A 19959-nucleotide genomic window follows, 5' to 3' on the forward strand; every position below is an offset into this window, starting at 1 on the left:
AGAACACAATGGCCGAAGCAAAAGTACTCAGTGGCGCCGGGCTCCGTGGCCAGGTTGCCGGGCAAACCGCACTGTCCACCGTGGGCCAGGCCGGTGCCGGGCTGACCTATCGCGGCTACGACGTGCGCGAACTGGCAGCCGATGCACAATTTGAAGAAGTCGCGTACCTGCTGCTCTACGGCGAACTGCCGACCCAGGCACAACTCGACGAATACCAGAGCAAGCTGAGCAAGCTGCGCGACCTGCCGCAAGCGCTGAAGGAAGTGCTCGAACGCATCCCCGCCGACGCCCACCCGATGGACGTGATGCGCACCGGTTGCTCGTTCCTTGGCAATATCGAACCGGAGAAAGACTTCTCCGAGCAGCGCGACAAGACTGACCGCCTGCTCGCCGCGTTCCCGGCGATCATGTGCTACTGGTATCGCTTCAGCCACGACGGCAAGCGCATCAATTGTGTCAGCGACGAGCCGACCATTGGCGGCCACTTCCTGCATCTGTTGCACGACAAGAAGCCAAGCGAACTGCACGTCAAAGTGATGAACGTCTCGCTGATCCTTTACGCCGAGCACGAATTCAACGCCTCGACCTTCACCGCCCGCGTCTGCGCCTCGACGTTGTCCGATCTGTATTCCTGCGTCACCGCCGCCATTGGTTCGCTGCGCGGCCCGCTGCACGGTGGCGCCAACGAAGCAGCGATGGAAATGATCGAACGCTTCTCGTCGCCGGAAGAGGCGATCAAAGGCACCCTCGGCATGCTTGAGCGCAAGGACAAGATCATGGGCTTCGGCCACGCGATCTATAAGGACAGCGATCCACGCAACGAAGTGATCAAAGGCTGGGCGAAACAGCTGGCTGACGAAGTCGGTGACAAGGTGCTGTTCCCGGTTTCCGAAGCCATCGACAAGACCATGTGGGAACAGAAAAAACTCTTCCCGAACGCCGATTTCTACCATGCCTCGGCGTACCACTTCATGGGCATCCCGACCAAGCTGTTCACGCCGATCTTCGTTTGCTCGCGCCTGACCGGCTGGGCTGCGCACGTGTTCGAACAGCGCGCCAACAACCGCATCATCCGTCCAAGCGCCGAGTACGTCGGCGTCGAACAGCGCAAGTTCGTGCCAATCGAACGTCGCTGAAATGGTGAGCTGACCCGGAGCGCAAGATCACCGCTAATCCCTGTAGGAGTGAGCCTGCTCGCGATGACGGACTGACATTCACCATCGATGTCGACTGATCTACCGCTATCGCGAGCAGGCTCACTCCTACAAGGGAAGGTGTGAATTTTGAGTCTGGCGTCTGCCCACCCTTTGCAACCACCGTGACCCGAGTCCTGACCCGATGAACACAGAATTGCGCAAAACCCTGCCCGGCAGTCCTCTGGATTATTTCGACGCTCGCGCGGCTGTCGAAGCGATCCAGCCCGGCAGTTACGACACCCTGCCGTACACCTCCCGCGTGCTGGCGGAAAACCTCGTGCGTCGCTGCGACCCGGCCACGCTCACCGACTCTCTCAAGCAACTGATCGAACGCAAACGCGACCTCGACTTCCCGTGGTTCCCGGCGCGTGTGGTCTGCCACGATATTCTCGGCCAGACCGCGCTGGTCGACCTCGCTGGCCTGCGCGACGCGATCGCCTTGCAGGGCGGTGACCCGGCGCAAGTCAACCCGGTAGTGCCGACGCAATTGATCGTCGACCATTCGCTGGCGGTGGAAGCGGGCGGTTTCGATAAGCAGGCGTTCGAGAAAAACCGCGCCATCGAAGACCGGCGCAATGAAGACCGTTTCCACTTCATCAACTGGACCAAAAAGGCCTTCAAGAACGTTGATGTGATCCCGCCGGGCAACGGCATCATGCACCAGATCAACCTGGAGAAAATGTCGCCGGTGATCCAGGTGCGTGAAGGCGTGGCGTTCCCCGACACCTGCGTCGGCACCGACAGTCACACCCCGCACGTCGATGCGTTGGGCGTGATCGCCATCGGCGTTGGCGGCCTTGAAGCCGAGAGCGTGATGCTCGGTCGCGCGTCGTGGATGCGTCTGCCGGAAAGCGTTGGCGTCGAACTGACCGGCAAGCTGCAACCGGGCATCACCGCCACCGACATGGTGCTGGCGCTGACCGAATACCTGCGCAAACAGAAAGTCGTCGGCGCATGGCTGGAGTTCTTCGGCGAAGGCGCAGCGGCGCTGACCCTCGGCGACCGCGCGACCATTTCCAACATGGCCCCGGAATACGGCGCTACGGCGGCGATGTTCTACATCGACCAGCAGACCATCGATTACCTGAAACTCACCGGTCGTGAAGATCAGCAAGTGCAGCTCGTCGAGCAATACGCCAAGCTCACCGGCCTATGGGCCGACAGCCTGAAAGGCGCGCAATACGAGCGTGGCCTGACTTTCGATCTGTCCTCGGTGGTGCGTAACATGGCCGGCCCGAGCAACCCGCACGCTCGCGTTGCAGTGTCGGATCTGGCGGCCAAAGGCATCTCCGGGCAGTGGGATGACGTGCCGGGGCAAATGCCTGACGGCGCGGTGATCATCGCCGCCATCACCAGTTGCACCAACACCAGCAACCCGCGCAACGTCATCGCTGCCGGCCTGCTCGCGCGCAACGCCAACAAGCTTGGCCTGACGCGCAAGCCGTGGGTGAAATCCTCGCTGGCACCGGGTTCGAAAACCGTCGCGCTGTACCTCGACGAAGCGGGGCTGACCACTGAACTGGAGCAGCTCGGTTTCGGCGTTGTCGCCTTCGCTTGCACCACCTGCAACGGCATGTCCGGCGCACTCGATCCGCTGATCCAGCAAGAGATCATCGACCGCGATCTGTATGCCACCGCCGTGCTCTCGGGCAACCGCAACTTCGACGGCCGCATCCACCCGTACGCCAAGCAGGCGTTCCTCGCTTCGCCGCCGCTGGTGGTGGCGTACGCCATCGCCGGGACCATCCGTTTCGACATCGAGAAGGATGTGTTGGGCGTGGTCGACGGCAAGGAAATCCGCCTGAAAGATATCTGGCCGAGCGATGAAGAAATCGACGCCGTGGTGAAGTCTTCGGTCAAGCCTGAGCAGTTCCGTCAGGTCTACATTCCGATGTTCGCCGTCCACGAAGACACCGGCCCGAAAGTCACGCCGCTGTACGACTGGCGCGAGATGAGCACCTACATCCGCCGTCCGCCGTACTGGGAAGGCGCACTGGCCGGCGCGCGTCCGTTGAAGGGCATGCGCCCGCTCGCGGTGCTGCCGGACAACATCACCACCGATCACCTGTCGCCCTCCAACGCGATCATGCTCGACAGCGCCGCTGGCGAATACCTGGCGAAAATGGGCCTGCCGGAAGAGGACTTCAACTCGTACGCAACGCACCGTGGCGACCACTTGACCGCACAGCGCGCAACCTTCGCCAACCCGAAACTGTTCAACGAAATGGTCGTGGAAAACGGCAAGGTCAAACAGGGTTCGCTGGCGCGGGTCGAGCCGGAAGGCAAGGTCATGCGCATGTGGGAAGCCATCGAAACCTACATGGAACGCAAGCAGCCGCTGATCATCATCGCCGGCGCCGATTACGGTCAGGGATCGTCTCGCGACTGGGCGGCGAAAGGCGTGCGTCTGGCCGGTGTCGAGGCGATCGCCGCTGAAGGTTTCGAGCGCATTCACCGCACCAACCTGGTGGGCATGGGCGTGTTGCCGCTGGAGTTCAAAGCGGGCACCGACCGTCACACCCTGGCCATCGACGGCAGCGAAACCTACGACGTGATCGGTGAGCGCAAACCGCGCGCGGATCTAACCTTGGTGATCCATCGCAAGAATGGCGAGCGCGTTGAGGTGCCGGTGACTTGCCGTCTGGATACCGCTGAAGAAGTGTCGATCTACGAGGCCGGCGGCGTGTTGCAGCGCTTCGCTCAGGACTTCCTTGAAGAGTCGGCGGTTGCCGTTTAAATCAACTGATGTGGGGGTGGGGTTTCAGGCCCCATGCCCTCGTTAAGGAGCATCATGGCTCACGCACCACAAATAAAGATCCCCGCCACCTATATGCGCGGTGGTACCAGCAAAGGCGTATTCTTCAGCCTCAAGGATCTGCCCGAAGCGGCGCAGGTTCCCGGTCCGGTTCGCGACGCTTTATTGCTGCGCGTCATCGGCAGCCCCGACCCGTACGACAAGCAAATCGATGGCATGGGCGGCGCCACGTCCAGCACCAGCAAAACCGTGATCCTGTCGAAAAGCACCAAGGCTGATCACGACGTCGATTACCTGTTTGGTCAGGTCTCCATCGACAAGCCGTTCGTGGACTGGAGCGGCAACTGCGGCAACCTCTCGGCTGCGGTCGGTTCGTTCGCCATCAGCAATGGTCTCGTCGATGCCAGTCGCATTCCGCACAACGGTGTCGCGGTGGTGCGCGTGTGGCAGGCCAACATTGGCAAAACCATTATTGCCCACGTGCCGATCACCAACGGCGAAGTGCAGGAAACCGGTGATTTCGAACTCGACGGCGTGACCTTTCCGGCCGCTGAAGTGCAAGTCGAATTCATGGACCCGGCGGCGGAAGAAGAGGGCGGCGGAGGGTCGATGTTTCCTACCGGCAACCTGATCGATGAGCTGGAAGTGCCGGGCGTTGGCACGTTCAAGGCGACCATGATCAACGCCGGCATCCCGACGATTTTCGTCAACGCCGAAGACATTGGTTACACCGGCACCGAGTTGCAAGGCGCGATCAACAGCAATCCGCAAGCGCTGCAAATGTTCGAGAAGATTCGGGCTTATGGCGCGCTGCGCATGGGCCTGATCTCCAATCTGGACGAAGCGGCCAAGCGGCAGCACACGCCGAAAGTCGCGTTTGTCGCCAAGCCTGCAGATTACGTGGCGTCCAGTGGCAAGGCGATTGGTGCCGGTGATGTGGATTTGCTGGTGCGTGCGTTGTCGATGGGCAAGTTGCACCACGCGATGATGGGCACGGCGGCGGTGGCGATCGGTACGGCGGCGGCCATTTCCGGCACGCTGGTGAACCTTGCTGCAGGTGGCGTTGAACGCAATGCTGTGCGCTTCGGACATCCGTCCGGAACGTTGCGCGTTGGCGCTGAAGCCAGTCTGGAAAACGGCGAGTGGGTGGTGAAGAAAGCCATCATGAGCCGTAGCGCACGCGTTCTCATGGAAGGCTACGTGCGTATCCCGGGTGATTCTTTCTGATTTGAGATTTTTCACCCTCATCGGAACGCCGCCCGCCCAGCCCTCTCTCAAAGGGAGAGGGGGCCGACCGAGGTGTCTGGGGTTGTACATCGACCTGAAAGATTGAGTCGATTATGGGTTCAGGGGCCGACCGAGGTGTTTGAAATTGTGCATTGACCAGATCGATTATGGATTCAATGGCGATCGTTCACGTCGGTGAACCTCCACAGCATCCCCCAATCGGTTCCCTCTCCCTCGGGAGAGGGCTAGGGTGAGGGGCCACTCACTGAAGAAACACAAAACAAGCAGGCACCCCAGACCTGCAATCAACCAGACCAAACCCGCCAAGCCCTGAGGAAGACCGCACCACTCATCATTTCCGCACAGGAGAACCGCAATGAGCGCCAACGTCGACCTGAACAACCGCCCCGACTACGACCGTGTCCTGCAGGACATCGCCGACTATGTCCTCACCTTCAAAACCGAATCTGCCGAAGCCCTCGACACCGCCCGCAACTGCCTGATGGACACGCTGGGCTGCGGCCTGCTGGCATTGCGTTTCCCTGAATGCACCAAGCACCTTGGCCCGATGGTCGAAGGCACCGTCGTGCCGTTTGGCGCACGAGTCCCCGGCACGTCTTTTCGCCTCGACCCGGTCAAAGCCGCGTGGGACATCGGCTGCATCGTCCGCTGGCTCGACTACAACGACACCTGGCTCGCCGCCGAGTGGGGGCATCCCTCAGACAACCTCGGCGGCATTCTCGCGGTTGCGGATCACTTGTCGCAGAAGCGCGTGGCCAACGCTGAAGCACCGCTGACCATTCGCGATGTGCTGGAAGCAATGATCATGGCCCACGAGATTCAAGGCGTGATCGCCCTGGAAAACTCCTTCAATCGTGTAGGACTCGATCACGTCATTCTGGTGAAAGTCGCCTCAACCGCCGTCACCGCCAAACTGATGGGCGCCAATCGCGAGCAACTGTTGTCGGCGTTGTCCCACGCGTTTGCCGATGGTCAGGCGCTGCGCACTTACCGTCATGCCCCCAACGCTGGTTCGCGAAAATCCTGGGCGGCGGGAGATGCGTCGAGTCGCGGTGTACGTCTGGCTGACATTGCCATGCGCGGCGAGATGGGCATTCCCGGGGTGCTGACTGCGAAACAGTGGGGTTTCTATGACGTGTTGTTCAGCCATACCAACAGCGATCTGGCGTTGAAACCGGAAGATAAACGCGCCTTCAGTTTCTCGCGCGCGTTCGGCAGTTACGTGATGGAAAACGTCCTGTTCAAGATCAGCTTCCCCGCCGAATTCCACGCGCAAACGGCTTGCGAAGCGGCGGTGACCCTGCATCCGCAAGTGCGCAATCGTCTGCATGAAATCGACCGCATCGTTATCACCACTCATGAATCGGCGATTCGCATCATTTCCAAGGTCGGGCCGCTGGCCAATGCCGCCGACCGCGACCACTGCATCCAGTACATGACCGCCGTGCCACTGGCCTTCGGCAATCTGGTCGCCGAGCAATACGAAGACGATTTCCATCGGGCGCATCCGATCATCGATGTGTTGCGCGAGAAAATGGTCATCGTTGAAGAACCGCGTTTCACCCGCGAATACCTCGAAGCCGACAAACGCTCGATTGCCAACGCCGTACAGGTGTTTTTCAAGGATGGCAGCAGCACCGACAACGTCGTGGTGGAATACCCGATCGGTCATCGCCGGCGCCGTGTCGAGGGCATTCCTTTGCTGGAGGACAAGTTCAAGGCCAATCTGGCCACACGTTTCACCGGCCAGCGTAGCGGCGAAATCTTTTCGTTGTGCAAGGATCAGGCGCTTCTGGAGTCCACCCCGGTAAACCGTTTCGTCGACCTACTTGTGATCTGACGAAAAACCTGTAGGAGCTGGCGCAGGCAGCGATCTTTTGACTTTGATTGTAAAAAACAAGATCAAAAGATCGCAGCCTTCGGCAGCTCCTACACGGGCCGCGTACGCCATTTTTCGATGGGCAATTTGGTGATCGCAAAACCGCTCAACAAAATCGCCGAATAGATCATCAGTTCCCGGGACAGGGTTTGCCCTTCGTACCAGGCGCCGATGATCACGGCGAACACCGGGAAAATGATGAACACGAACGACAGGATGATCGGGTTCAGACGTTTGAGCAGCAGAAAGTAAACGATGAATCCGCCGACCGACGCCACCAGTCCGAGGTAAAACAGGGCAGCCCAGGAGCGTGCGCTGACATCCCTGAATACCGGTGTCTCGACGCTCACGCCGACAATAAATAACATCGCCCCGGCAATGCCGATCGGCAGCGTGTTGTAGGTGATCACGCTGATCGCGCTGCCATGTTTTTTCGTCACCACGTAGCACAGCGCATGCATCACGGCGGCACAGAGAATCGCCAGCACTCCCAGCCATTCGGCCTGATCCAGATGCAAACCCTGGCTGCGAATAATCATGAACAGGCTGCCGAAACCAATCGCGATGCCGAGCATTTGCGACGGGTAGATTTTCTCGCGCAGAAACAGCGCGGAAAACAACAGGATAAACACCGGCATGCAACTGAACAGCAGCGCGGTCAGGCCTGACGAGACGTGCATTTCGCCGTAGTTGAGCAGGTAGTAGGGCAGGCTGAAATACGACAGCGTGACGAACACGCAAAACCAGCGGCTTTGCCGGGGGAACAACAGCGGTTCCTTGCGCAACAACGCGAAACTCAGAAACAGCGGAAACGCGATCAGAAAGCGCAGTCCCGCGGCGGTCAGCGGCGGCACGCTTTCCACGGCAATCTTGATCCCCAACCATGTGGTGCCCCAACTCAGGCAGACAATCAGAAACAAGGTGCTGGTGAGCAGTCCGGCGAGCCAGGGTTTGCTGATGTTCATCGGTGTGCTGACGGCAGTCGACATGTGGGCGTACTCCGAACGGTGGAATTGACCTGATCGCGGAAACGGTCTATTTCTGATTGAACCTGTTTTCAACACGCTATTCGGGGTGACAATGACTGTCAAAGTAAGTATTGCCATGGTGTCAATCCTCCGTGACGGACTAAGCAATGGCGTCGGCGTGAAGTACAAACGCCTCGCCGAAGGTGTCGCTCAGGCCATCGATGAGGGTGTGATCGAGGCCGGTTGCAAGTTGCCACCGCATCGGTTGTTGGCCGACAGCCTCGGCGTGACCATCGGTACGATCAGCCGTGCCTACGGTGAGCTGGAACGTGTGGGATTGGTCGTCGCCCGTGTAGGCGATGGCACTTACGTGCGTCAGCGCGGTATGGATCGGCCGCAGGACAAAGGCTTTCGCAATGTCAGCGATGAGCCATCCACCTGCCTGGACATGAGTCGAAATCAACCGATGCCCGGACAGGAAGCCGAACTCATGCGTCAAAGTCTGTTGGATCTGGCCAACGAGCCAGACGTCCTGCGGCAATTGAGTGGGTACACCGCTGAAGCCGGGATGGCACGGCATCGTGTGGCGGGAGCGGTGTGGCTCAGCCATGGCGAATTCGTGCCGCACGCCGATCAGGTGCTGTGCGTCAACGGTGGTCAACATGGTTTGCTGTGCGCGTTGATGGGGCTGCTCAAGGCCGGCGACACGCTGGTCACCGAGCATTTGTCCTACCCGGGATTGATCAGTGTCGCCCGTCAGTTGGGTATAAGACTGCTTGGCGCGGCGATGGATGACGAAGGACTTTTGCCTTCGGCGCTGGAGGATGTCTGCCGTCAGCATCGTGTTTCGGCGCTGTATTGCACACCGACAATCCAGAATCCTACGGCGGCGGTGATGTCTGTCCCACGGCGCGAGGCGATTGCCGAAGTCTGTCGCCAACACAATCTGCTGATCATCGAAGACGAAGCGCATGCCGTGCTGGATCGCCAACGGCCGTTGCCGCTGAGTTATTTCGCCCCGGAGCGTTCAGTGTTGATCGGCAGTTTGAGCAAGGCTGTTTCGGCGGGATTGCGCGTCGGTTACCTGCATGCGCCGCAGGCGTTGGTCGGGCGTTTGAGTGCAGCCGTTCGTGCGACGTGCTGGATGGCCAATCCGTTATCGATGGAGGTCGCCAGTCTTTGGATTGAAAGCGGCATGGCCCAGCGCCTGCTGGACGAGCAGATCAGCGAGATCGGACGACGCAAGGAACTGGTTTCGCCTGCTCTGGAAGGCTTGAACTATAAGACTCACCCTTACAGCCCGCACTTCTGGGTGGAGGTGCCGCAGTTGTGGCGCGCCTCGCAGATTGCGGCGGAGTTGAAGGAGAACAATTATCTGGTCGCTACCGCTGAGGCGTTTGCGGTGGGGCATGCAGCGGTGCCGCAGTTCATTCGGGTGAGTGTGTGTAATTCGGTGGGGGATGATCGGTTGTTGCTTGCAGGTTTTGAAGCTTTAAGTCAGGCACTGACAGAGACAGTGTGATCGTTCATCGCGAGCAGGCTCACTCCTACAATGAATCTCTGTCGTCCACATGATCTGTGCCCGCTGAAGATCAACTGTAGGAGTGAGCCTGCTCGCGATAGCGGTCGCACAGACACCGCAAATCTATTTGAAGCGCCGCTCGACACCTTTCTCCACCAGAATCTTCGCCGAAATCTCTTCCACCGAAAAATGCGTGGAGTTGATGTTGGGGATGTTCTCGCGGCGGAACAGATTCTCTACTTCACGCACTTCGAATTCGCACTGCGCGTAGCTCGAATAGCGACTGTTGGGCTTGCGCTCATTGCGGATCGCGGTGAGGCGATCGGGATCGATGGTCAGGCCGAACAGCTTGTGCTGATGGGCGCGCAGGGCGTTCGGCAGGGTCAGGCGTTCCATGTCGTCTTCGGTCAGCGGATAGTTCGCCGCGCGGATGCCGAACTGCATCGCCATGTACAGACACGTCGGGGTTTTGCCGCATCGCGACACGCCCACTAGTATCAGGTCGGCTTTGTCGTAATAGTGGGTGCGCGCACCGTCGTCGTTGTCGAGGGCAAAGTTGACCGCCTCGATGCGCTCCATGTAATTGGAGTTGTGCCCGATCGAATGGGACTTGCCGACGGTGTAGGAAGAATGCTCGGTCAGTTCCTGCTCCAGCGGGGCGAGGAAGGTCGAGAAAATGTCGATCATGAAACCATTGGACGTTGCGAGAATCTCACGGATGTCCTGATTGACGATGGTATCGAAGATGATCGGGCGGAAGCCGTCGGTTTCGGCGGCTTTGTTGATTTGTTGTACCATGGCCCGCGCTTTTTCAACGCTGTCGATGTACGGTCGCGTGAATTTGCTGAAGGTAATGTTTTCGAACTGCGCCAGAAGGCTTTGACCCAGGGTTTCGGCGGTAATGCCGGTGCCATCGGAGATGAAGAAAGCAGATCGTTTCATTTGCACCTTGGGCCTTAAGTGAGTGTCCTGTGTTGCATAGGAATGCCGATGTGGCGGCGCCTGTTGTCGCCATACTACGTTGCCGCTCCTCGCCATAGCCAGCTATGACTTGTCGCGGCGCCTTGTCTGGCAACAACAGTCACTCGCCACATCGGCATGCCTATGCAACACAGGACACTTATGAGCATTCTTGGATATGATAGGCGCGATTTGTTGGCCGCCAATGGCCAGCATTCTCACTTATTTTCCAGGTCCAGGCCATACAACCGGCCGAGGCTCCCCCGGGCCGCCGGTTTCTGAGCTTTTCCAACACAGTTAGTGGAGAGATCACCTTGGTAGAGTACGTAGTTTCCCTCGATAAGCTCGGCAAACACGATGTTGAGCATGTGGGGGGCAAGAACGCATCCCTGGGCGAGATGATCAGCAACCTGGCAGGCGCCGGTGTGTCGGTCCCTGGCGGCTTTGCCACCACCGCCCAGGCCTATCGCGACTTCCTCGAACTGAGCGGCTTGAACGACCAGATCCACCAGGCCCTCGACGCGCTTGACGTCGACGACGTCAACGCCCTGGCCAAGACCGGCGCACAGATCCGCCAATGGATCATGGAAGCCGAATTCCCCGAAAAACTGAATGCCGAAATCCGCACCGCGTTCGCCGCGCTGTCGGCCGGCAACCCTGACGTGGCCGTGGCCGTGCGTTCTTCCGCCACCGCCGAAGACTTGCCGGACGCCTCGTTCGCCGGTCAGCAGGAAACCTTCCTGAACATCCGTGGTGTGGAAAACGTTATCCGCGCCGCCAAAGAGGTGTTCGCTTCGCTGTTCAACGACCGTGCCATTTCCTACCGCGTGCACCAGGGCTTCGACCACAAACTGGTCGCCCTGTCGGCTGGCGTGCAGCGCATGGTGCGTTCGGAAACCGGCACTGCCGGCGTGATGTTCACCCTCGATACCGAATCCGGTTTCCGTGACGTGGTGTTCATCACCGGCGCCTACGGCCTGGGCGAAACCGTTGTACAAGGCGCGGTCAACCCGGATGAGTTCTACGTGCACAAGGGCACGCTGGAGGCCGGTCGTCCGGCGATCCTGCGTCGCAATCTGGGCAGCAAAGCCATCAAGATGATCTACGGCGACGAGGCCAAGGCCGGTCGTTCGGTCAAGACCATCGACGTTGAAAAGGCTGACCGTGCGCGTTTCTGCCTGAGCGACGCTGAAGTCAGCGAGCTGGCCAAGCAAGCGATGATCATCGAAAAGCATTACGGCTGCCCGATGGACATCGAGTGGGCCAAGGACGGTGACGACGGCAAGCTGTACATCGTGCAGGCCCGTCCGGAAACCGTGAAAAGCCGCACCCAGGCCAACGTCATGGAACGTTACCTGTTGAAAGAAACCGGCACCGTGCTGGTGGAAGGTCGCGCGATTGGCCAGCGCATCGGCGCCGGTAAAGTGCGCATCATCAAAGACGTCTCCGAAATGGACAAAGTCCAGCCGGGCGACGTGCTCGTATCCGACATGACCGACCCGGACTGGGAACCGGTGATGAAGCGCGCCAGCGCCATCGTCACCAACCGTGGCGGGCGTACCTGCCACGCGGCGATCATCGCTCGTGAGCTGGGCATTCCGGCCGTGGTCGGTTGCGGTAACGCCACCCAACTGCTGAAGGATGGCCAGGGCGTGACCGTGTCTTGCGCCGAGGGCGACACCGGTTACATCTTCGAAGGCGAGCTGGGCTTCGACATCAAGAAGAACTCCGTCGACGCCATGCCGGAGCTGCCGTTCAAGATCATGATGAACGTCGGCAACCCGGACCGCGCCTTCGATTTCGCGCAACTGCCGAACGCCGGTGTGGGCCTGGCCCGTCTGGAATTCATCATCAACCGCATGATCGGTGTGCACCCGAAAGCGCTGTTGAACTACGACGGTCTGCCGCAGGAAATCAAGGACAGCGTCGACAAGCGTATCGCCGGTTACAACGACCCGGTCGACTTCTACGTCGACAAACTGGTGGAAGGCATCAGCACCCTGGCTGCAGCGTTCACGCCGAAAAAAGTCATCGTGCGTCTGTCGGACTTCAAGTCCAACGAATACGCCAACCTGATCGGCGGCAAGCTCTACGAGCCGGAAGAAGAAAACCCGATGCTGGGCTTCCGTGGCGCTTCGCGTTACATCAGCGAATCGTTCCGCGACTGCTTCGAGCTTGAATGCCGCGCGCTGAAACGTGTGCGCAACGAGATGGGCCTGACCAACGTTGAAATCATGGTGCCGTTCGTCCGTACCCTCGGCGAAGCCAGCCAGGTCGTCGATCTGCTCGCTGAAAACGGCTTGAAGCGCGGCGAGAACGGTCTGCGCGTGATCATGATGTGCGAGCTGCCATCCAACGCGATCCTTGCTGAAGAATTCCTTGAATTCTTCGATGGTTTCTCGATCGGCTCCAACGACCTGACTCAGCTGACATTGGGTCTGGATCGCGATTCGGGCATCATCGCGCACCTGTTCGACGAGCGTAATCCGGCGGTCAAAAAGCTCTTGGCCAACGCGATTGCCGCGTGCAACAAGGCCGGCAAGTACATCGGTATCTGCGGTCAGGGTCCGTCCGACCACCCGGATCTGGCCAAGTGGCTGATGGAACAGGGCATCGAAAGCGTGTCGCTGAACCCGGACACCGTACTGGAAACCTGGTTCTTCCTCGCCGAAGGCCAAACCCCGGCTTGATCAACATGTGAACGGACCGTTCCCCTGTAGGAGCGAGCCTGCTCGCGAAGACGGCATAACATCCGCCATAAATGTCGGCTGATACACCGCAATCGCGAGCAGGCTCACTCCTACAAGGGGCGGGCTTTGAGATTTGAAGTAGGGCGAGCGCCTTCGGATGCCGCCCTTTTTTGTGCAAGAGCATTATGCAAAGCAGCAGCAACCTGTTTCCTGTCGCCCTGATCAGCGCCGAACGGCGTGGTGATCTGAGCGAAGACGTGTATCGCCTGAAACCCGGCAACAGCCCCGACTGGTCTGTGGAAATCGCTGTGACCCGTTTGGGCATGGCTGATGACTCGCAGCCACGCGGCGTGCCGGTGATTCTGCTGCACGGCAGTTTTTCCAATCGGCGCTTCTGGTTTTCACCGAAAGGTCTGGGGCTGGGCGCGTATCTGACGCGTCTGGGTTTCGACGTGTGGATTCCGGAGATGCGCGGCCACGGCTTGTCGCAGCGCAACGAGGAATACCGACGCAACCGTGTCGCCGATTATGCCCGTTACGACTTGCCGGCGATTGCCGCGTTCGTGCGTGAGCAGAGCGGGCAGATTCCGCACTGGATCGGCCATTCGCTGGGCGGCATCACCTTGGCGGCGGCACTCGGTGGCGAATACCTAGGCGAGCCTGCCGTAGCTTCGGCGGCGTTTTTCGGCACGCAGGTCAGTCGCACTTACTGGCCGTTGAAAATCCCACCGGTGGAGTGGAGTGGTCGCTTCATTCTCAAGCGTTTTGCGCAGCTGTCGGGTTCGCGCCTCAAGCGTGGCCCGGAAGATGAGCCGATCGGTCTGGCGCTGGAAAGCATGCGCTGGTACGGCTTGTTCGGCCGTTTTGGTGACAAGGACAAGGATTGGTGGGCAGGGCTGGCTGATGTTCAGGTGCCGGTATTGGCGGTGAGCGCGGCGGGTGATCATCAGGATCCGACTTGGGCCTGCCGCAAGTTGTTCGAACAGATTGGCGCCGAACACAAGCAGTTCATCAATCTGGGGCGTGATCAGGGCTTCAACGACAATTTCGGCCATGTTGAAATGCTGGTGAGCAAAGCGGCGCAGGTTGAAGTGTGGCCGTTGGTAGCGCGCTGGTTGAGCGATCAGCAGACACCGCTGCTGGGTGAGAAGCCGGATCTGGCCGCAGCAGTCTGAAGTCGCGCCGCTGAAAAGGGCGTTTCGTTCAGATTGGCTTGCGGCTAAGATATGACGCATTGTGCGGTTCTGGTCATTTTTGGTGGCTGTTTAGCTATTACGTTTCAGCGTTTGTTCAGGTTCGTTCAGCGACCATGGGATGGACTAAGGTAAACAGCGACCGCCGGATCTCGTCTCAACAGAATGCGTCATCCTTGATCGTCTTCCTTGTTACAGGAGTTTTTCGATGAACCATTACCTCACGCCTGACCTGTGCGATGCCTATCCGGAGCTGGTGCAGGTGCTGGAACCGATGTTCAGCAATTTCGGCGGCCGTGATTCGTTCGGCGGCGAAATCGTGACCATCAAATGCTTCGAAGACAACTCTCTGGTCAAGGAGCAGGCTGACCTCAAGGGCAACGGCAAGGTGTTGGTGGTTGATGGCGGCGGTTCTCTGCGCAGGGCCCTGTTGGGCGACATGATTGCCGAGAAGGCCGCCAAAAACGGTTGGGAAGGGCTGGTGATCTACGGCTGCATTCGTGACGTCGACGTCATCGCGCAAACCGATCTGGGCGTGCAGGCACTGGCCAGCCACCCGATGAAAACCGAAAAACGCGGCCTCGGTGACCTGAATGTCCCGGTGACTTTCGCCGGCGTGACGTTCCACCCGGGCCAGTACATTTATGCGGACAACAACGGCGTGATCATCTCGCCGAGCCCGCTGAAGATGCCTGAATAAGCCTGTCGACAAAGGGATGCGGATGTTCGAGGAAGAAAACGCGCAATGGGGGCTGGTGCATGCCCTGGTGCTGGACGGAAAAGGCGGTGCGCGTTCGATAGCCCGGACTGAGCTCGACGATTTGCGGCTGCAGGCCCATGAAAGCCTGTGGCTGCATTGGGATCGCAGTCATCCGCAGACCCAGACGTGGCTGCGCAAATCCAGCGGGCTCAACGAATTCACCTGCGACTTGCTGCTGGAAGAGAACACGCGACCGCGTTTGTTGCCGCTGCCGGATTCCGAGCTGCTGCTGTTCCTGCGCGGAGTCAATCTCAACCCGGGCGCCGAGCCGGAAGACATGGTCTCGGTACGGATTTTTGCCTCCGCCCAACGCGTCATCTCTTTGCGTTTGCGTCCTCTGCGTGCAACAGATGAGTTGCTGGCACAATTGGCGGACGGCAAAGGCCCGAAAACGGCTTCTGAACTCATTCTTTATCTGGCGCAGTTCCTCACCAACAAGGTGCAGGATCTGGTCACTTGCCTCTCGGAAATTGCCGATGAAGAAGAAGAAAAGATGGATGCCGACGAACGGTATACCCCCGAGCATGGGGCCATTTTGCACATCCGACGCAGGGCCGCCGGGCTGAAGCGTTTTCTCGCACCGCAGCGGGATATTTTCGGTCAATTGACGCGGATCAAAATGCCGTGGTTCGTCGATGACGATGCCGATTACTGGAACGAATTGAACAACAGCCTGACCCGCTATCTCGAAGAACTGGAATTGACCCGAGAGCGCGTGGGGCTTGTGCTGGAGGCTGAAGACCGGCGTTTGAGCGAGCGTATGAATCGCACGATGTACCGTTTCGGCATCATCACCTGCATCTTTCTACCGATGAGTTTCATCACCGGTTTGCTGGGTATAAATGTTGGCGGAATTCCCTTCGCCAGCAGCCCTTATGGTTTCCTGATCGCCTGTTTGACGGTGCTCGCCCTGGCCTTCGGTCAGTGGTGGTTATTTCGTCGTTTGCGCTGGGTCTGAACATGGCGCATGTGACCCGACCAAATCTGCCCGCGTCTTTCACAGACATCACGAGAGGTGCGTATGCACGATCCGTTTGAACAGTCTTTGCGCGACATGCTCAACGCTTCGCCGTCCAGCCGCGACGACGATGCCTGCCTGGGCCGCGTACTCAAAACCGCCAACCGCCAGGTTGGCGCCGGTGATCTGTTCAGCCTGCTGGGCCGTTGGCTGCCCGCGCTGATGATTGCCCTGAATAATGGATCGGCGCATGTTTCGCCGGTTTCCCGTCTTCGTAAACCTACCGCTCGCACTGCTGATAAGGCTGATTGAATATGGAACTCGACCTCTGGACTCAGAGCCTCGTCACTGCAATGACTGCGTTGTGGACCAAAGTAGCCAACTTCATTCCGAACCTGTTCGGCGCGCTGGTCGTGCTGCTGTTGGGTTTCGTCGTGGCCAAGCTGCTCGATACCTTGCTGTCCAAGCTGCTCGCCAAACTGGGCCTCGATCGTCTGATGGGCGGCACCGGCCTGACCAAATTGATGTCGCGAGCCGGGCTGCAAGTGCCGATCTCGACCTTGATCGGCAAAATCGTCTATTGGTTCGTTCTGCTGATATTTTTGGTTTCTGCAGCAGAATCCCTTGGACTTGAGCGAGTTTCAGCTACGCTGGATATGTTGGCGCTGTATTTGCCGAAAGTATTCGGCGCGGCCCTGGTATTGCTGGTAGGTGTTTTGCTCGCGCAACTGGCCAACGGGCTGGTGCGCGGGGCGGCAGAAGGCGTAGGCCTGGACTACGCTTCCGGGCTGGGACGCATTGCTCAGGGGCTGGTGATCATCATCAGCATCTCGGTTGCGATCAGTCAGCTCGAGGTCAAGACTGACCTGCTGAACCATGTGATTGTCATTGTATTGATTACCGTTGGTCTGGCGGTTGCGCTGGCCATGGGTTTGGGAAGCCGGGAAATTGCCGGTCAGATTCTTGCGGGAATCTATGTGCGTGAGTTGTATCAGGTTGGGCAACAAGTGCGTGTTGGCGAGGTCGAAGGCCAGATCGAAGAGATCGGCACGGTTAAAACCACATTGCTGACCGATGAGGGTGAGCTAGTCTCTCTCTCCAATCGGATCCTGCTGGAACAGCATGTGAGTAGCCGCTAATCCGGCAAACCCTGCTAATGTATGCCGCCGCAAAATGCCAGCTGATGCTGGTTGCGGTGGACATTGACCTGACTGTCGGCACGACTTGTTTTGAATAAAGCCCAAACGCTATCTACGCGCTACGACCCCCGCGAGCTCTCTGATGAGGAGTTGGTCGCGCGCTCGCATACCGAGCTGTTTCACGTGACGCGCGCCTATGAAGAACTGATGCGGCGTTACCAGCGAACATTATTTAACGTCTGTGCGAGATATCTTGGGAACGATCGCGACGCAGACGATGTCTGTCAGGAAGTCATGTTGAAGGTGCTGTATGGCCTGAAGAACTTCGAGGGGAAATCGAAGTTCAAGACATGGCTATATAGCATCACGTACAACGAATGTATTACGCAGTATCGGAAGGAACGGCGAAAGCGTCGCTTGATGGACGCATTGAGTCTTGACCCCCTCGAGGAAGCGTCCGAAGAAAAGGCGCCCAAACCCGAGGAGAAGGGCGGACTTGATCGCTGGCTGGTGTATGTGAACCCGATCGACCGCGAAATTCTGGTGCTACGATTTGTCGCAGAGCTGGAGTTTCAGGAGATCGCAGACATCATGCACATGGGTTTGAGTGCGACAAAAATGCGTTACAAACGTGCTCTAGATAAATTGCGTGAGAAATTTGCAGGCATTGCTGAAACTTAGTTCAGCGCAAATATCTCTTACGTGTAGGCAAGTTCTGATAGACTTGCCGCCGAGTTGTCCCCCGGTTTGCGGGACTGCTTCACAATCACCAGATGGGGATTTAACGGATGAAACTGAAAAACACCTTGGGCTTGGCCATTGGTTCTCTGATTGCCGCCACTTCGTTCGGCGCTCTGGCACAAGGCCAAGGCGCAGTTGAAATCGAAGGCTTCGCAAAGAAAGAACAATTCGACAGCGCTCGTAACTTCAAGAACAACGGCAACCTGTTCGGCGGTTCGATCGGTTACTTCCTGACCGACGACGTTGAACTGCGTCTGGGCTACGATGAAGTTCACAACGTACGTGCCGACGATGGCAAGAACGTAAAAGGCGCTAACACCGCCCTGGACGCTCTGTACCACTTCAACAACCCAGGCGACATGCTGCGTCCATACGTCTCGGCCGGTTTCTCCGACCAGAGCATCGACCAGAACGGTTCGAACGGTCGTAACCGTTCTACCTTCGCTAACCTGGGCGCTGGTGCCAAGCTGTACTTCACCGATAACTTCTACGCTCGTGCTGGCGTTGAAGCTCAATACAACATCGACCAGGGCGACACCGAGTGGGCTCCTAGCGTCGGTATCGGTGTGAACTTCGGTGGCGGCTCCAAGCCTGCTGCTGCTCCAGTTCCAGCACCAGCTGAAGTCTGCTCCGACAGCGACAACGACGGCGTTTGCGACAACGTTGACAAGTGCCCGGACACCCCAGCCAACGTAACTGTTGACGCTGACGGCTGCCCAGCAGTTGCTGAAGTTGTTCGTGTTGAGCTGGACGTTAAGTTCGATTTCGACAAGTCTGTTGTTAAAACCAACAGCTACGGCGACATCAAGAACCTGGCTGATTTCATGAAGCAGTACCCATCCACCACCACTACTGTTGAAGGTCACACTGACTCCGTCGGTCCTGACGCTTACAACCAGAAACTGTCTGAGCGTCGTGCAAACGCCGTTAAGCAAGTTCTGACCAACCAGTACGGTGTTGAATCGTCCCGCGTTCAGTCTGTTGGCTACGGCGAATCCCGCCCAGTTGCTGACAACAAAACTGAAGCTGGCCGTGCTGTTAACCGTCGCGTAGAAGCGCAGGTTGAAGCTCAAGCTAAGTAATTAGCTGCCGCTCCGAGAAAAGCCCGGCTTAGGCCGGGCTTTTCTTTGTCTGCGATTTGGCTTTGAAGCTTTAAAAGACCGCAGCCTTCAGCAGCTCCTACATGAATTCTGCATACGTCCTGTAGGAGTTGCCGCAGGCTGCGATCTTTTGCTCTTCAACAACAGCCGCCACCGCACCAATCACCAGAATCGCCGGGCTTCTCAATCCGAAAACACCTGCGTCATCACTCATGCCCATCAGATCACTCCGACATTCGCGCTGCTGCGGCAGTGAAGCATTCTCGATCATCGCCACCGGCGTATCTGCCGCCATCCCGCCCGCCAACAACTGGTCGCGAATCTCGCCCAGTTTTGCCACGCCCATGTAAATCACCAGCGTCGTGCCACCCTGCGCCAGCGCCTGCCAGTTCAATTGGCTGTCATCCTGGGTGTGCGCAGTCACCAGCGTCACGCCACGCGCGACCCCGCGCAAAGTCAGCGGAATATCACACTGCGTCGCCCCGGCCAGCCCGGCAGTGATGCCATTGACCAGCTCCACCTCAACCCCTCGCTGACGCAGCCACTGCGCCTCTTCACCGCCACGGCCGAAAATGCACGGATCGCCGCCCTTGAGCCGCACCACGCACTTGCCTTGGCGGGCGTAACGCAGCATCAGTCGATGGATAAACGCCTGCGGAGTGGAGCGGCAACCGCCGCGTTTCCCTACGGCAATAATGCGCGCGCCGGGGCAGTGCTCCAGCACCACGTCGTTGACCAGATCGTCGATCAGCACCACATCGGCTTCGCGCAAGGCGCGCACTGCTTTGAGGGTCAACAGTTCCGGATCGCCGGGGCCAGCGCCCACCAGCCAGACTTTTGCATTCATGGG

Annotated in this window: 16 protein-coding genes; 13 read left to right on the plus strand and 3 right to left on the minus strand. The window is 58.7% G+C overall.

The window, feature by feature from the left end:
• The first annotated feature begins 8 nt into the window (after positions 1-8).
• The 4 genes from prpC (at position 9) to prpD (ending at position 7039) form a co-directional block, all read left to right on the plus strand.
• A complete protein-coding gene (gene prpC, locus CQ009_RS17750; RefSeq protein WP_105707852.1) occupies positions 9-1136 on the plus strand; it encodes a 2-methylcitrate synthase in 1128 nt (375 codons plus the stop codon).
• A gap of 202 nt (positions 1137-1338) precedes the next feature.
• Complete coding sequence (acnD, locus tag CQ009_RS17760) at positions 1339-3933, plus strand: Fe/S-dependent 2-methylisocitrate dehydratase AcnD (protein ID WP_064391259.1); 2595 nt, start codon at positions 1339-1341, stop codon at positions 3931-3933.
• 54 nt (positions 3934-3987) lie between these two features.
• A complete protein-coding gene (gene prpF / locus CQ009_RS17765; RefSeq protein WP_105707854.1) occupies positions 3988-5178 on the plus strand; it encodes a 2-methylaconitate cis-trans isomerase PrpF in 1191 nt (396 codons plus the stop codon).
• 376 nt (positions 5179-5554) lie between these two features.
• The gene (prpD, locus tag CQ009_RS17770; protein WP_064391261.1) at positions 5555-7039 is read left to right on the plus strand and encodes a 2-methylcitrate dehydratase; all 1485 of its coding nucleotides are present in this window, start codon (positions 5555-5557) and stop codon (positions 7037-7039) included.
• 89 nt (positions 7040-7128) lie between these two features.
• Here the strand turns inward: prpD and CQ009_RS17775 are convergent, their stop codons facing one another.
• Complete coding sequence (locus tag CQ009_RS17775; protein WP_177431004.1) at positions 7129-8043, minus strand: EamA family transporter; 915 nt, start codon at positions 8041-8043, stop codon at positions 7129-7131.
• 115 nt (positions 8044-8158) lie between these two features.
• Here CQ009_RS17775 and CQ009_RS17780 point away from each other — a divergent pair, with 115 nt between their 5' ends.
• The gene (locus CQ009_RS17780) at positions 8159-9568 is read left to right on the plus strand and encodes a PLP-dependent aminotransferase family protein (protein WP_105707858.1); all 1410 of its coding nucleotides are present in this window, start codon (positions 8159-8161) and stop codon (positions 9566-9568) included.
• A 123-nt stretch (positions 9569-9691) separates the two neighbouring features.
• Here the strand turns inward: CQ009_RS17780 and CQ009_RS17785 are convergent, their stop codons facing one another.
• Entirely contained in the window at positions 9692-10510 is an 819-nt protein-coding gene (locus CQ009_RS17785; RefSeq protein ID WP_016985584.1) for a pyruvate, water dikinase regulatory protein, read from the minus strand.
• A 332-nt stretch (positions 10511-10842) separates the two neighbouring features.
• Here CQ009_RS17785 and ppsA point away from each other — a divergent pair, with 332 nt between their 5' ends.
• The 8 genes from ppsA (at position 10843) to CQ009_RS17825 (ending at position 19091) form a co-directional block, all read left to right on the plus strand.
• Positions 10843-13218 (plus strand): phosphoenolpyruvate synthase, encoded by a 2376-nt coding sequence (gene ppsA / locus CQ009_RS17790; protein WP_064391264.1) that lies wholly within the window; start codon positions 10843-10845, stop codon positions 13216-13218.
• Between the two features lie 185 nt (positions 13219-13403).
• A complete protein-coding gene (locus CQ009_RS17795; protein ID WP_105707861.1) occupies positions 13404-14393 on the plus strand; it encodes an alpha/beta fold hydrolase in 990 nt (329 codons plus the stop codon).
• 226 nt (positions 14394-14619) lie between these two features.
• Entirely contained in the window at positions 14620-15111 is a 492-nt protein-coding gene (gene rraA / locus CQ009_RS17800) for a ribonuclease E activity regulator RraA (RefSeq protein WP_105707864.1), read from the plus strand.
• A 22-nt stretch (positions 15112-15133) separates the two neighbouring features.
• Positions 15134-16129, plus strand: a complete 996-nt coding sequence (locus CQ009_RS17805) for a zinc transporter ZntB (protein WP_064391268.1) — start codon at positions 15134-15136, stop codon at positions 16127-16129.
• A 63-nt stretch (positions 16130-16192) separates the two neighbouring features.
• Complete coding sequence (locus CQ009_RS17810; protein ID WP_008076827.1) at positions 16193-16441, plus strand: hypothetical protein; 249 nt, start codon at positions 16193-16195, stop codon at positions 16439-16441.
• A 2-nt stretch (positions 16442-16443) separates the two neighbouring features.
• Entirely contained in the window at positions 16444-17268 is an 825-nt protein-coding gene (locus CQ009_RS17815; protein ID WP_007916401.1) for a mechanosensitive ion channel domain-containing protein, read from the plus strand.
• 90 nt (positions 17269-17358) lie between these two features.
• Entirely contained in the window at positions 17359-17949 is a 591-nt protein-coding gene (gene sigX / locus CQ009_RS17820) for an RNA polymerase sigma factor SigX (protein WP_011333251.1), read from the plus strand.
• A gap of 107 nt (positions 17950-18056) precedes the next feature.
• The gene (locus tag CQ009_RS17825) at positions 18057-19091 is read left to right on the plus strand and encodes an OmpA family protein (protein WP_064391269.1); all 1035 of its coding nucleotides are present in this window, start codon (positions 18057-18059) and stop codon (positions 19089-19091) included.
• 97 nt (positions 19092-19188) lie between these two features.
• Here CQ009_RS17825 and cobA read toward each other — a convergent pair whose 3' ends face one another.
• On the minus strand, positions 19189-19956 hold the full coding sequence (cobA, locus tag CQ009_RS17830; RefSeq protein WP_105707866.1) for a uroporphyrinogen-III C-methyltransferase: 768 nt from the start codon (positions 19954-19956) through the stop codon (positions 19189-19191).
• Between the last annotated feature and the right edge of the window lie 3 nt (positions 19957-19959).

It is taken from the genome of Pseudomonas sp. MYb2, assembly GCF_002979955.1.
GTDB lineage: Bacteria > Pseudomonadota > Gammaproteobacteria > Pseudomonadales > Pseudomonadaceae > Aquipseudomonas.

Bases quoted from the DNA above. Each gene is read 5' to 3' on its own strand.
- prpC (WP_105707852.1), top strand. From the start codon at position 9: ATGGCCGAAGCAAAAGTACTCAGTGGCGCCGGGCTCCGTGGCCAGGTT.
- acnD (WP_064391259.1), top strand. From the start codon at position 1,339: ATGAACACAGAATTGCGCAAAACCCTGCCCGGCAGTCCTCTGGATTAT.
- prpF (WP_105707854.1), top strand. From the start codon at position 3,988: ATGGCTCACGCACCACAAATAAAGATCCCCGCCACCTATATGCGCGGT.
- prpD (WP_064391261.1), top strand. From the start codon at position 5,555: ATGAGCGCCAACGTCGACCTGAACAACCGCCCCGACTACGACCGTGTC.
- CQ009_RS17775 (WP_177431004.1), bottom strand. From the start codon at position 8,043: ATGAACATCAGCAAACCCTGGCTCGCCGGACTGCTCACCAGCACCTTG.
- CQ009_RS17780 (WP_105707858.1), top strand. From the start codon at position 8,159: ATGACTGTCAAAGTAAGTATTGCCATGGTGTCAATCCTCCGTGACGGA.
- CQ009_RS17785 (WP_016985584.1), bottom strand. From the start codon at position 10,510: ATGAAACGATCTGCTTTCTTCATCTCCGATGGCACCGGCATTACCGCC.
- CQ009_RS17795 (WP_105707861.1), top strand. From the start codon at position 13,404: ATGCAAAGCAGCAGCAACCTGTTTCCTGTCGCCCTGATCAGCGCCGAA.
- rraA (WP_105707864.1), top strand. From the start codon at position 14,620: ATGAACCATTACCTCACGCCTGACCTGTGCGATGCCTATCCGGAGCTG.
- CQ009_RS17805 (WP_064391268.1), top strand. From the start codon at position 15,134: ATGTTCGAGGAAGAAAACGCGCAATGGGGGCTGGTGCATGCCCTGGTG.
- CQ009_RS17810 (WP_008076827.1), top strand. From the start codon at position 16,193: ATGCACGATCCGTTTGAACAGTCTTTGCGCGACATGCTCAACGCTTCG.
- CQ009_RS17815 (WP_007916401.1), top strand. From the start codon at position 16,444: ATGGAACTCGACCTCTGGACTCAGAGCCTCGTCACTGCAATGACTGCG.
- CQ009_RS17825 (WP_064391269.1), top strand. From the start codon at position 18,057: ATGAAACTGAAAAACACCTTGGGCTTGGCCATTGGTTCTCTGATTGCC.
- cobA (WP_105707866.1), bottom strand. From the start codon at position 19,956: ATGAATGCAAAAGTCTGGCTGGTGGGCGCTGGCCCCGGCGATCCGGAA.